Genomic DNA, 12,335 nt, shown 5'->3' on the forward strand with positions numbered 1-12,335 from the left:
TAAAAATAAACAGTGAAAGGAAGTTGCATGATGACAACAAAATCAATCTTAAATAACGGATTAGTCGGTAGAAGTTTACTTACATTAAAGGATTACACAGAAGATGAAATTAACTATTTGATCAATTTGGCAGCTGAATTAAAAGAAATGAAGAAGAAAGGGATTCCACATCGCTATTTAGATGGGCAAAATATTGCACTACTTTTTGAAAAACCTTCAACTAGAACTCGATGTGCTTTCACAGTAGCTTGTGTAGATCTAGGCGCACACCCTGAATATTTAGGGAAACATGATGTTCAATTTGGGAAAAAAGAATCCACTCGTGATACGGCAATTGTGCTCGGACGGATGTTTGACGGAATTGAATTTAGAGGTTTTAGTCAAGCCACTGTGGAGTCTTTAGCAAAATATTCTGGGGTCCCGGTCTGGAATGGATTAACAAACGAGTTCCATCCAACTCAAATATTAGCCGATTTCTTAACAATAAAAGAACAAAAGGGACATTTAAAAGGCGTGAAATTAGTTTATGTTGGAGACGGTAGAAATAACGTAGCCAATAGTTTACTCATAGGGGCAGCAAAATTAGGTGTTAACATACGAATCTGTTCACCAAAAGAATTATTCCCTAGTAATGAAGTGGTCGCATATGCAGAAAAACTTTCTGAAGATTCAAAAGGGGAAATCTTAATAACTGACAATATCGATGAAGCTGTAAATGGTGTAGATGTAATTTATACAGATGTGTGGGTATCGATGGGAGAAGAGGATAAATACAAAGAACGAATCGATCAATTACTCCCCTATCAAGTTAATAGTGAAATGCTCCAGAAAACGGGCAATGAGAATGTGATGTTTTTACATTGTCTTCCAAGCTTCCATGACTTAGAAACAGAAGTGGGATTAAATGTATACAGGGAATATGGGTTAAAAGAAATGGAAGTAACAGATGAAGTTTTCCAAAGTGTAAACTCTTTTGTTTTCGATCAAGCAGAAAATCGATTGCACACAATTAAAGCGGTCATGGCAGCAACAAATCACCGACTGTGAGTTTGTAATTTGCAGGGAGGGGAGCGAGTACTGCTCCCTCTACTTTCTAATTAAAGAAAGGTGATAAAAATGCAGGATAAAAAGTTAGGGATTATTCCGTTAATAGCATTGGTCATAGGATCTATGATAGGTGGCGGCGCATTTAACTTAGCAGGTGATATGGCATTAGGTGCAAATGCGGGTGCAGTAATTATAGGTTGGATTATTACAGGTATTGGTATTTTAGCTTTAGGATTTGTATTTCAAAATCTATCAATTCAAAAGCCAGAATTAGAAAGTGGTATTTTTAGTTATGCAAAAGAAGGTTTTGGGCCGTTTTTAGGTTTTAGTAGTGCTTGGGGCTATTGGGTATCTGCTTGGCTAGGGAACGTCGCTTATGCAACGTTAGTAATGTCATCAATCGGTTACTTTATTCCGGCATTTGAAGGTGGGCAAAATATTGCCGCTATTTTAGGGGCGTCGGTTTTATTATGGTCAGTGCACTTCCTTGTACTTCGAGGGATAAGCTCTGCAACATTTATAAACACAATTACAACTATTTGCAAAATAATACCAATTTTCCTATTTATATTAATTACTATTTTTGCTTTCAATTGGGACAAATTCACATTTGAATTTTGGGGAAGTGAAAGCTTCTCTTGGAGTGCTATATCAGATCAAGTAAAAAGTACTATGCTTGTGACATTATGGGTGTTTATCGGTATAGAAGGCGCAGTGATTATGTCTGCTAGAGCAAAAAGCAAATCTGATGTAGGAAAAGCTACGATTATTGGATTAGTTAGTGTGTTATTAATTTATGCGTTAATAACGTTAGCTTCGATGGGTGTAATGACACGAGACGAGCTAGCAGGTTTACCAAATCCGACAATGGCATATGTTTTTGAAGCAGTAGTCGGAAAATGGGGTGCGGTGTTTATTAATATAGGATTAATTATTTCTGTATTAGGGGCTTGGTTAAGTTGGACATTATTTGCATCCGAACTACCGTTTATTGCTGCGAAAGATAAGGTATTCCCTAAATGGTTAGCGAAAGAAAATAAAAATCATGCACCAGTAAATTCACTTTGGTTAACGAATGGATTAATTCAAGTTTTCCTTATCACATTATTATTCACAGAAACCGCTTACAACTTTATGTTCAGTTTAGCATCTTCAGCGATATTAATTCCTTATATGTTATCAGCATTTTATCAGGTAAAGCTAACATCTAAAAATAATACTAAGCAATTAGTTATTGGAATCATTGCTAGTATTTATACGATATGGCTAGTTTATGCTGGTGGAATAGACTATCTATTATTAACGATGTTACTTTATGCACCAGGAATCATCCTTTATAAGCGTACTCAAAAAGAATATGGCCTATCACGTAAAGATACAAAGGTAGAGATTACATTAATGTTGATATTTGTAGTACTAGCTGTATTTGCATTAGTGGGGCTAGTAAGCGGAAGTGTTAAATTCTAACGATAATTTAAGATTGGTGTGAAAAATATGACGAAAAGAGATAAAGTTGTAATCGCATTAGGTGGTAATGCAATCCAAGCGGGTGATGGTACTGCTGAAGCTCAGCAGCAAGCGATTAGAAAAACCGTCACATTAATAGTAGAAATTATTAAGCTAGGTTATCAAGTTGTCATAACTCATGGCAATGGCCCTCAAGTTGGGAACATTTTATTGCAGCAAACCATTGCTGGAACTAAGGGCATACCACCGATGGCACTTGATACTTGTGGTGCTATGAGCCAAGGAATGATTGGTTACTGGATGGAAAAAGAAATCGACGATTTATTAAGAGAGCAAGGCATAGAAAAAGGCGTAGTTTCAATTGTTACTAGAACTGAAGTAGATCCAAATGACCCAGCATTTACAAATCCTACAAAGCCTATTGGGCCATTTTATACCGAAGAAGAAGCAATAGCAAAAATGCAACAAACTGGTTCTACGTATGTAGAAGATGCTGGAAGAGGTTGGAGACGAGTTGTGCCATCTCCTATGCCTATTGATATTATCGAGCATGGCATTATAGGGAAGCTGGCGGATTCAGACCAAATCGTTATTTGTGCGGGAGGAGGCGGTATCCCTGTTTATAAGGAGAATCACAAATTTATTGGTGTAGAAGCTGTAATAGATAAGGACTTTAGTTCAGAAAAATTAGCTGAACTAATTGATGCGGATACTTTGCTCATATTAACTGGCGTCGACCACGTGTATATTCACTATAATCAGCCGAATGAAGAAGCCTTGAATTATGTATCTATTGAAGACCTGAAAAAATATATAAAACAAGGGTACTTTGCACAAGGAAGTATGTTACCAAAAGTAGAGGCAGGTATTACATTTGCTGAATCTAAAGCAGGACGTACATCCATTATTACTTCATTAGACAAAGCATTAGAGGCATTATTAGGAGAAGCAGGCACAGTAATTAAAAAATAAAATAGAGGATGGGACATAACTAGCTGATTTCCAAGAAAAAAGAGAATTCGATGTCATTCGAGTTCTCTTTTTTCTTCGATGCATTGAGTTATTCCATTTTCTCTATCCTATTTCTCTGTTAATGACAGTGTATTTTCGAAGATTTACTGCCATTAACGGTATTCATCTAATGCTAACATGAACATACTCGTATAATAATAAATTAATTAAATAAAAAACGGAGTATATGTGCCATTGTCTTTTTTTGTTGTTTCCAACTTTATCCAAATTACTTTTTTTACTATCTCTGAATTTTTGCTCTGATGTTACCCACTTTATTTGTCCTATACAAATCGAATTAGTTTAGGATTGATTGCCATTCTTTTCTGAAAGAAAGTTTTAAATGAGCGTAAAAATCGTGTTATTCTGGTTCAAGAGGGATTTCCCATTTCGTAGTTGTTTGTGTGGTAACTAACAATTGTACATGAGAATCTCTTTTTTTTATTGGGAGAAACTAGATCATCAACACGTGTGTTATTTTACATTAACATCAAAAACAAACGTTTCTTTTCCTTTATTCCATATAGCATTAAGTTCGTAAATATAATACCCCTCTTTAGATGGCATGGTTATTTTTTCATCTTTAATTTCAACATTTTCAATTGTGCCATCTTCATTCATTTTAGTTACGTTAATAGAGATTGGATTCTTTTCAATTTTAAATTTTAATATATCTCCTTTTTCGACTTCTAATGTTTCGAAGTTATCTGCTATTTCACTAATATCAGGAGAACCTTTTAGTCTTACTTCAAAACCGTCATCTTTCCATTCATAATTACTTGGAATCATAGTATAATGCTCCCCATCAAAAATAACTTGGCCTTCTGGTTGTTTATGAATACCGGTTGGAAATACATTGCATCCGGTCAAAATAATAACTATTAGTATTGGTAAAACTATTTTATTCATTTGACCACTCTCCCTTTTTACTGAATTCCCCTACAGTGAATATATCATAACATTATTTTCATCAAGACTTTATAAAAATTTACAAAAATATAGATATATGTTAATATATAACAATAAAATAGGGGGGATGAAAATGAAAAAAAATTTATTGTCTGGTCTTTTATTAGCAAGTAGTTTTTTATTATTTAATAATGATGTATCAGCAGCAGAACAAAGCACTTCTACAGGTCAACTATCAGAAGAATCCACAGAAAATATTGTTTATTTCGATATGGACAAACAAGATATTTTAGTTACTGATGATGTTATTATTAGAAAAATCGGCCCGAGTAGTAACTCTCTATTAAACACATTAAGTTTAAATCAAGATATTTCTTTATTAGGTAATGGGGTTTGGGACCTTCTTGGATATGAAACTGTTTATTCTCAATCAAGCATTTGGCATTCGGACGGTGGAGATTTCAAAGTAGTAATAGATCAAACTGATTTTGGCCCAGTGTTTTATCAATTGAAAGAAGAAGATACATACACTTCCCAAAGTGTAGGATCACAACAACTGGTTTCTGGTACTGGAGTTGTTGAGATAGTATACAGAAATATTACAAGTTATGTCGATGGAGATAATAATCTTGCTGAATTTTATATGACAAAGTTAACACATAAAAGCAATGGTTATCTAATGGCATTTTACGATTAATATTTCAACAAACTTAATTTTTTCGCGCCTCTTTTTGAATGAAAGAGGCGTTTTTATTGTCTTAAATAATTAATAACTCTTTTCTAATTCTTGATTTATTTAAGTCATGCTAAGTTATTACGACGACGAATTTTATGAATTTTCCGATAAAATATTCTGGAATTCTTCAATAAATGCATTCAGTATAAGATAAGTACTAAAATATCTAATACAACGCAAATATTTACAATGGCTATTGCAATTTTGTTAACATCTTTAACTTCTTTCTGCTGCAGTTTTATCTTTCTATATAAAACTTGAATCTTTTTTTGCATCTGTTTTCTATTTTGTTTTTTTCTGCGCAATCATTTTTTCTTCTTTTCAGATAAGATTATAGGAAATCAATAAACAAAATTTTTAATTGAAATAAACTTCGAGGTTAGCTTAAGTACAAATCATTAAATTGATATTAACATAAATATCCAATAACGAAAATAGAGAACAATGATGTTCGACAGTCTTAAAGCAACGAGGTTGATTCCTTTAACATTGAGCTTCTTCGAGGAAGCAAACCAAGTTTATCAATCTTTAATAGGGGAGAATGGAACCCTAGATAAAAGTGATGTGAAAATTATTGGGGCAGTAGTAACTGGCACACCAAAGCAATTGGAGTCACTACAAGGGCAAACATACATTAAAGCATCTACATTTGGGGTAATATCGAATCGAAAATAGTGAACTTGAAAGACGATAGAATAGCTTTTCTAGTCAACAACCTTTAACAAGCAAGGGTCTAAAAAATTACCTAATCCCCTGAAAAAAATAGAAAGATATTTAGCTACTCTTGAATAAGATAAGGATGGAAAATTACAATATATCTATATCGGGGATATTTAGTAATAAAGACATCGAATATCAGATGCAATCTGTACTCGATGTCTTTTTGTTAAATTAAATAGCTTCTTATATTCCTCTATTAACTAATATTATCTTCAACTACTCTCAGACCTTCTAACCCATCGAAAACACTTTAATGCAACTTTAACAACAATTTTTAGCTTTAAAAAGCACAATATATTTTGCGGAAATCTAAGTAACATACTTATGAAAAAATTACCTAATTGCCCAATGTTATAATAATATTACCTTATTTTTAGCATTTATTTATTGGGATTATAATAATATCATTGTCTTGTAAGGCAAATTTTGATTGTTAAATTAATCATTGTAAATTTAGAAGATTGCTTTACAGATAATCTTTTTGTAATAAACTTATTATTTTCGAAAACTTATTATACATAATTTTTGAAATTAATAGAGCGTTAATATTGTTTTCACAAAATAATATAATTTTATTAGAGTTCTGGAGGAATAAAATAATGACAAAGCAAAACAAAGGTCGTAAATTTTTCGCAGTTTCAGCTACAGCAGCCCTAGTAGCGTCAGCAATCGTACCAGTCGCATCAGCTGCTGAATTTAAAGATGCAGATAGCATTTCATCATGGGCAAAAGAAGCAGTACAATTTTTAACTGACAAAGGTTTCATCCAAGGTGACGAAAAAGGAAACTTCAATCCAGCTGGTACACTTACTCGTGCAGAAGCTGCTGAAATTTTATCAAAAGCATTAGATTTAAAAGCAACTGGAACAGAAGATTTTTCTGATGTAAATGAAAATGACTGGTTCTATAACGCAGTGCTTGCAACTTCACCAGAATTATTTGACGGTATGGGCAATGGTAAATTTGAACCTAAAGCTCAATTAACAAGAGAACAAGCTGCTAAAGTTATCGTACAAGGTTACCAATTAACAGGTAAAGCTGATCTAAGCCAATTCGCAGATGCTTCTAAAGCTTCTAAATGGGCTGTATCATACTTAGAAACAGCTGTAGAAAACGGCGTAATCAACGGTAAAGGTTCTTTATTAGCACCACAAGATAAAATCAGCCGTGAAGAATTCGCTACTATGGTAAAACGTACAATTGATGCAACAACTAAGGAAGTAACACCAGCTGTAGCATCTGTAAAAGGACTTAATGCGAAGGAATTTGAAGTGAAGTTCAACACAGCTGTTGATAAAGAAGATGCTGAAGTGACAGCGAAATATGCTATTAATGGTGTAGTTATCACAAAAGCAGAAGTATCTGAAGACGGCATGACTGTTATTTTAACGACTGATAAAGAGATTAAATTAGCAAATGACAAAGTGACTGTAAAACCAATCAAAACTAAAGCAGATGCTAAAGTTCTAACTGAAGAATTCAACAAATTAATCACATTTGCAGACACAACTCCTGTTAGCGTTAATGCCGTTGAAGCAAAAGGTACAACAGCAGTTATCACTTTCGATGAGCTTGTACAAAGTGAAGGTACAGTAAGCTTAAATGGTACTGAACTTGCTAAGGATCGCTATACTTTATCTGGTAAAAAGTTAACAATCAACGGTTTAACTGCTGAGCAAACTTATAATGTAGACATTGTTGGCGCAACTGACTTTGCAAATAATATCGCAAATCCTATCGCAGTTAACTTCACAGTTCTTAAAGCAGACGTTGATAATTCAAAACCAACTGTATCTACAGCTGTGAATGGTACAGAAATCACTTTTGATTTCTCAGAAGAATTAATGAAACAAAATCTTGATGGAAATGCTACTACTGAAGAGTATGCAAAAGTAACTGTTGGTTCTATTGTTTTCTACTTAACAGATGCTAATATTAAAGATGCTACTGATAAAACTGTATTCACTATTGATGCAAAAACTGCTTTAGGTACATCGACATTCATTAATACAAACATTAAAGTAGAAGGACAAAAAGATTTAGCTGGAAATGCTGGAGACGCATTTGAGTTCAATGCTATTCTAACTAAAGATACAACGCCTGCTACATTTGTATCAGCTTCTACTAAAATGTTAGTAGCTGATGATGTAAATGCAACTACAGACGTAGATGCTTTATACCTTACTTTTAGTGAACCTGTAAAAGTAGATGGTGAATTAACGCTTAAATCTCAAAACGGTGTTGTTTACACTGCTGGGAAAGTAACAGCTGTAAAAGCAGATGCTGGTTTCGATGTAGATGGTAACGGTAAAATCGAGGGTGCTGAGAAAAATACAGTAAAAATTGATATTGATTTAGATAGCAATTCAACATATACATTTGAATTATCTGCTAAAGCAGTTAAAGATTTATCTAAAAACGTAACTGCAGAGGCAATTACATTTAATGTTGCAACTGGTGCATTCGAAGCTACACCAGAAACACCAACAGATTCATTAGTACTTGGAGCTACACCTGAGGTAACAGATAATAATGTATTTACTGTTGAGTATGCTGCAGATGTGACTGCAACAGCAACAAATGTAGCTAACTACACACTTGGAGGAAAAGAGCTACCTGCTGGAACTCAACTTCAATTTGTAGATGGTACTAAAAAAGTAAGATTCACATTACCAGAGGGTTCTATCACAGCTAATGGTAGTTATGTACTTGAAGCTAAGAATGTAGTAGATACTAAAGGTAACACACTTAAAAATGGTAAAGCTTCAATTACACTAGCACTTAAAGAAAATATTGCACCTGTAGCTTCTAAAGTAACAGTTGTAAATAACAAAAAATTTATCGTAGACTTCTCTGAAAGCATTGCTAAAGAAGATACACCAACAGGTTTAACAGTGAAGATTGCAGGCTCAACTGTAAAACTTACTTCTGCTATTGTAGAAAATGGTAAACTTACTGTGACTACTAAAGCTGAATATGCTTTAACAGATAGCATTGAAGTTGAATTCAAATCAACTAATCTAGTTGATGCTAATAACAACAAAGTTAAAGACGGTTCTATTTCAAAATAATAATAAATTTGAAATGATGTAAACTGTTCAAATTAGAAAGGCCTTGTAGAGATATCTCTACAAGGTTTTTCTTTTTAGAATTCGTATCCAGGATTAATATACATATTAAAAAGCCATGCATTTTCAAGCCGATACAAAATTGTAAGTATTTTTCACATTTACTATAAATCATCTTGTAATTATATGGTATAATTTCAAGCGGCGTTGAAAATAAAGACCAAGGGAGAGAAGATAATATGATGAAAAAGATACTGAAACGTACGAGTGCTGCGTTGCTTGGCGCTTCATTGATGCTGACAACGATTGTGCCAGTGATCCATGCGGAGGAGCAATCACCTGCCCTAACACCATCCATTAGTAATTGGGCTATTGAAACCTTAAACGAGGGTGAAAAATACGGCATTTACCCAATTGAATGGTATTATGAAGGCTTCCTTCAAGAAATTTCGGTGGAGAAAGTAAATGAACTACTGGCATTAACAGAAAAGAAAATTGCTTCCCTGGGCTTAGCGGAAAATAAACAGTACAAGCCAGTGAGCGTGAAGAACGATAACACACGCGGTGATATTGTAAAGCGTTTGTATAATATCGTGGCGCGCTACGATTTACCTGTCGGCACAGATGCCATTAAATTTATGAAAGAACATAATATATTACAAGGTTCGTCAAACGGACTACAGTTAGAGGAAAAAGCAACGACGCAACAAGCTGTACTACTAGCTGTCCGATTCATTCAGAGTACATATGCACTTGCAGAGCAAGGTGCGAAGGGGGTAGCTTGGGTAGTGGAGGATGAGGATACACTTGTGTATTTACTTGGCTCCATTCACCTAGGTACACCTGACTTATATCCGTTCGATAAAAAACTAGTGAAGGCGTTCGATGAAGCGGATGCGCTGTTAGTAGAGGCAAATATTCTGGATACGAAAGGGCTAGAATATTCTGCAGAAAAGGGAATGTATTCAGACGGCTCAACACTGAAAGATGCTGTTGCGCCAGAAACATATGCGAAACTTGAGAAAGTAGCGAAACTATACAATCTCCCGATGGAAGAACTGACATTGCAAAAGCCTTGGATGCTGACAAGCACATTATCACTGCTGGCAATGGATGATTCCTTTGGTATGACACCACAAGAGTTGGCGATGCATGGTATTGATATTTACTTTTTATTGAATGCACAGCTACAGCAAAAGCCAGTGATTGAATTAGAAGGTACAAAAGCACAAATTGATATGTTTGACGCGTTATCACCAGAAGCTCAGGAGCAGTCTTTAGTCGCTGTGTTGGATAACATCATCAATCCATCTGAAGAGAATCAAGCTAAAATCCTCGAAGAGTGGTTTACAAGTTGGAAGCAGGGCAACGTTGAAGAATTTGCAAAAAGCTTCCAAGCGATGCAAGGCGAATCGTCAGAGTACAATGAAATGCTATTTGGTTTACGAGATGAACAAATGGCAAAGAAAATCATGAATGTACTTAAAGAGAAAAAAGGTACGTACTTTGTTGTTGTTGGTTCAGGTCACTACTTAATCGAGAAAAGCGTGCGCTATCATTTGGAGAAAAACGGTTACAAAGTGAAGCCGTTTTATCAATAAAGAAAAAATAATTTACCGGTAAATTCCTGTTGGAGTTTAAGGGAAATGCATTTTAAGTTGTACTTTAATTTAGTTATTAGAGTAAAAAAGCCTTTAAGGGATATATTTCCTTAAAGGCTTTTTAGATAAGGAAGTATAAGTTTGGTGATGTCTAGGTATTCGCTTGAGTCTCTTCACGTGGCAAAAGGGCAAATGCGCTTTTCTTAGTAAAAATTAGTGTACATATAAACATAAAAAAAATACAAACTAATGTTAACGTCAAAATTTAAGGAGGTTACCTTGGCTAATTCAAGACACTCGAAACCAGATGATAGATCTAATAACGTTGAACGAATTCGTGATATCGTTAAGAACACTGAAGAAAAACTTCATGAAGCGGAAATTAGTTTGGAATTTGCAGACCCTATGCAAAGTGAAATGATTAAAGAAAAAAATAAGCGACGTCAACAGTCAATTGAAGGATTAAAAGAAGAAATGAAAGATGAAATGGCAGCACGCAAAAAAGGAGAAGTGTAGAATTGGAGACTTAGGTTTCTCCATTTTTCGGACTTCACAACAAAAGTAGATGGTCTAGAAGTTCTATAATGGACTTCTAAAATGCCATCTGCTTTTATGAGGAGGTAAATAACTTATTACATTCCAAAGTATGCCCATTTTGAAAAAATATTTGACAATTTTTGTGTTAAGTTCTTTAAAAATAAAATAGTACTGAATAACTTCAATTAAGTATTCCGATGAAAAGCTGCTCTTAAAGTCTTTTTCTGGGGTTTTATGGGAATATTAGAAAACTAATTTTCTATTTATAGATTTATAAGGATAATTAGATTATGATTTTATTCAGGTTACATATAATGCATAGCTAGTCAATATTAATCTTAGATTGAATGAACCTCAATAAGAAGTCATCTTTCTCATTCACTGCTAAATAATAGGCGATTTTATAGGATTCAATATAGTTTGGTATATTTAGCATTTGCTCATTATAGGCTTTCTCATAATAGAGATGGCTAAGGCGTAATTGTGTATTGACATTTGGTTTATTTGCCCATTGAATACCTTGTATAGAAACTTTTAAAGCTTTTTCGTATTCCCCATATTTTGAATAGGCATTAGCAATATTGAAGTAAATTAGCGTTATTTTCGGGTCATTTTCAATCTTTGTGTTCGTATCAATATCTTGTAAAATGATTTCAAAATAGCGAAATGATTCTATAAACATCTCCATTTTCGCTATAAAAATACCAAGGTTGTTAAGTATAATAATCTCTTGATAGGAAAGATTTGATTTATTTTCATAATAAGTGATATAGAGTGCTTCTTCTAATATTTCATAAGCCTTATGATGTTCTCCTTTAGTAAAACCATAGTACAGTGCTTTATAAAATAAAAGGAGTTGCAGGTCTAATGGAGTATAGAAGAATGAATGAAGATGATGGGATTTTATCAATCCATAAATTTCTTCATATTTTCTCTGATAAAATAGTGCTGATAACTTTTCTTTTAAGTTTTTTTTAATAGTCAACTCAGTTGTTGTGTATTCACTCAGTTCATCTAAAGGTACTTCCAATCGTTCACACAACTTTGCAAGCAAGTGGAAATTAGGTGTGTGTTTGTTTTTCTCAATTTGGCTTAACATGCTTTGCGAACAGACTCCTTCACTTAACTCCTTTTGTGATAAGCCTTTTGATAATCTGAGACTACGAATTTTAGTTCCTATATCCATGTATTTCACACTCCAAAATTGAAATGAGGTGCAACTATGCTTGAATTTTTAAT

10 protein-coding genes are annotated in these 12,335 nt (G+C 33.9%); 8 read left to right on the plus strand and 2 right to left on the minus strand.

The window, feature by feature from the left end:
- The first annotated feature begins 27 nt into the window (after positions 1-27).
- The 3 genes from argF (at position 28) to arcC (ending at position 3,486) form a co-directional block, all read left to right on the plus strand.
- Positions 28-1,047, plus strand: a complete 1,020-nt coding sequence (argF, locus tag ACIQXF_RS14750; RefSeq protein WP_402783970.1) for an ornithine carbamoyltransferase — start codon at positions 28-30, stop codon at positions 1,045-1,047.
- A 69-nt stretch (positions 1,048-1,116) separates the two neighbouring features.
- Positions 1,117-2,514, plus strand: coding sequence for an arginine-ornithine antiporter (gene arcD / locus ACIQXF_RS14755; RefSeq protein ID WP_402783972.1), 1,398 nt, complete (start codon positions 1,117-1,119; stop codon positions 2,512-2,514).
- A gap of 27 nt (positions 2,515-2,541) precedes the next feature.
- Positions 2,542-3,486, plus strand: a complete 945-nt coding sequence (arcC, locus tag ACIQXF_RS14760) for a carbamate kinase (RefSeq protein ID WP_402783974.1) — start codon at positions 2,542-2,544, stop codon at positions 3,484-3,486.
- 513 nt (positions 3,487-3,999) lie between these two features.
- On the opposite strand, the gene ACIQXF_RS14765 is transcribed toward arcC, so the two are convergent.
- Positions 4,000-4,434: a lipoprotein gene (locus tag ACIQXF_RS14765; protein ID WP_402783976.1), complete on the minus strand. Its 435-nt coding sequence runs from the start codon at positions 4,432-4,434 to the stop codon at positions 4,000-4,002.
- Positions 4,435-4,567: 133 nt separating this feature from the next.
- On the opposite strand from ACIQXF_RS14765, the gene ACIQXF_RS14770 reads away from it, so the two are divergent.
- The 5 genes from ACIQXF_RS14770 (at position 4,568) to tlp (ending at position 11,075) form a co-directional block, all read left to right on the plus strand.
- Positions 4,568-5,131: a hypothetical protein gene (locus ACIQXF_RS14770; protein ID WP_402783978.1), complete on the plus strand. Its 564-nt coding sequence runs from the start codon at positions 4,568-4,570 to the stop codon at positions 5,129-5,131.
- A 483-nt stretch (positions 5,132-5,614) separates the two neighbouring features.
- Positions 5,615-5,845 (plus strand): anti sigma factor C-terminal domain-containing protein, encoded by a 231-nt coding sequence (locus ACIQXF_RS14775; RefSeq protein ID WP_402783980.1) that lies wholly within the window; start codon positions 5,615-5,617, stop codon positions 5,843-5,845.
- A gap of 644 nt (positions 5,846-6,489) precedes the next feature.
- On the plus strand, positions 6,490-8,961 hold the full coding sequence (locus ACIQXF_RS14780) for an S-layer homology domain-containing protein (RefSeq protein ID WP_402783982.1): 2,472 nt from the start codon (positions 6,490-6,492) through the stop codon (positions 8,959-8,961).
- 236 nt (positions 8,962-9,197) lie between these two features.
- On the plus strand, positions 9,198-10,559 hold the full coding sequence (locus ACIQXF_RS14785) for a TraB/GumN family protein (RefSeq protein ID WP_402783984.1): 1,362 nt from the start codon (positions 9,198-9,200) through the stop codon (positions 10,557-10,559).
- A 279-nt stretch (positions 10,560-10,838) separates the two neighbouring features.
- Positions 10,839-11,075 carry a small acid-soluble spore protein Tlp gene (gene tlp / locus ACIQXF_RS14790; RefSeq protein ID WP_370047470.1) on the plus strand — a complete coding sequence of 79 codons (237 nt, stop codon included), beginning with the start codon at positions 10,839-10,841 and terminating at the stop codon, positions 11,073-11,075.
- Positions 11,076-11,418: 343 nt separating this feature from the next.
- Here tlp and ACIQXF_RS14795 read toward each other — a convergent pair whose 3' ends face one another.
- Positions 11,419-12,282, minus strand: coding sequence for a helix-turn-helix domain-containing protein (locus tag ACIQXF_RS14795; RefSeq protein ID WP_402784068.1), 864 nt, complete (start codon positions 12,280-12,282; stop codon positions 11,419-11,421).
- Positions 12,283-12,335: the final 53 nt, after the last annotated feature.

Source organism: Lysinibacillus sp. NPDC097231, from assembly GCF_044761885.1.
Taxonomy (GTDB): Bacteria; Bacillota; Bacilli; order Bacillales_A; family Planococcaceae; genus Lysinibacillus.

Bases quoted from the DNA above. Each gene is read 5' to 3' on its own strand.
- argF (WP_402783970.1), top strand. From the start codon at position 28: ATGATGACAACAAAATCAATCTTAAATAACGGATTAGTCGGTAGAAGT.
- arcD (WP_402783972.1), top strand. From the start codon at position 1,117: ATGCAGGATAAAAAGTTAGGGATTATTCCGTTAATAGCATTGGTCATA.
- arcC (WP_402783974.1), top strand. From the start codon at position 2,542: ATGACGAAAAGAGATAAAGTTGTAATCGCATTAGGTGGTAATGCAATC.
- ACIQXF_RS14765 (WP_402783976.1), bottom strand. From the start codon at position 4,434: ATGAATAAAATAGTTTTACCAATACTAATAGTTATTATTTTGACCGGA.
- ACIQXF_RS14770 (WP_402783978.1), top strand. From the start codon at position 4,568: ATGAAAAAAAATTTATTGTCTGGTCTTTTATTAGCAAGTAGTTTTTTA.
- ACIQXF_RS14775 (WP_402783980.1), top strand. From the start codon at position 5,615: ATGATGTTCGACAGTCTTAAAGCAACGAGGTTGATTCCTTTAACATTG.
- ACIQXF_RS14780 (WP_402783982.1), top strand. From the start codon at position 6,490: ATGACAAAGCAAAACAAAGGTCGTAAATTTTTCGCAGTTTCAGCTACA.
- ACIQXF_RS14785 (WP_402783984.1), top strand. From the start codon at position 9,198: ATGATGAAAAAGATACTGAAACGTACGAGTGCTGCGTTGCTTGGCGCT.
- ACIQXF_RS14795 (WP_402784068.1), bottom strand. From the start codon at position 12,282: ATGGATATAGGAACTAAAATTCGTAGTCTCAGATTATCAAAAGGCTTA.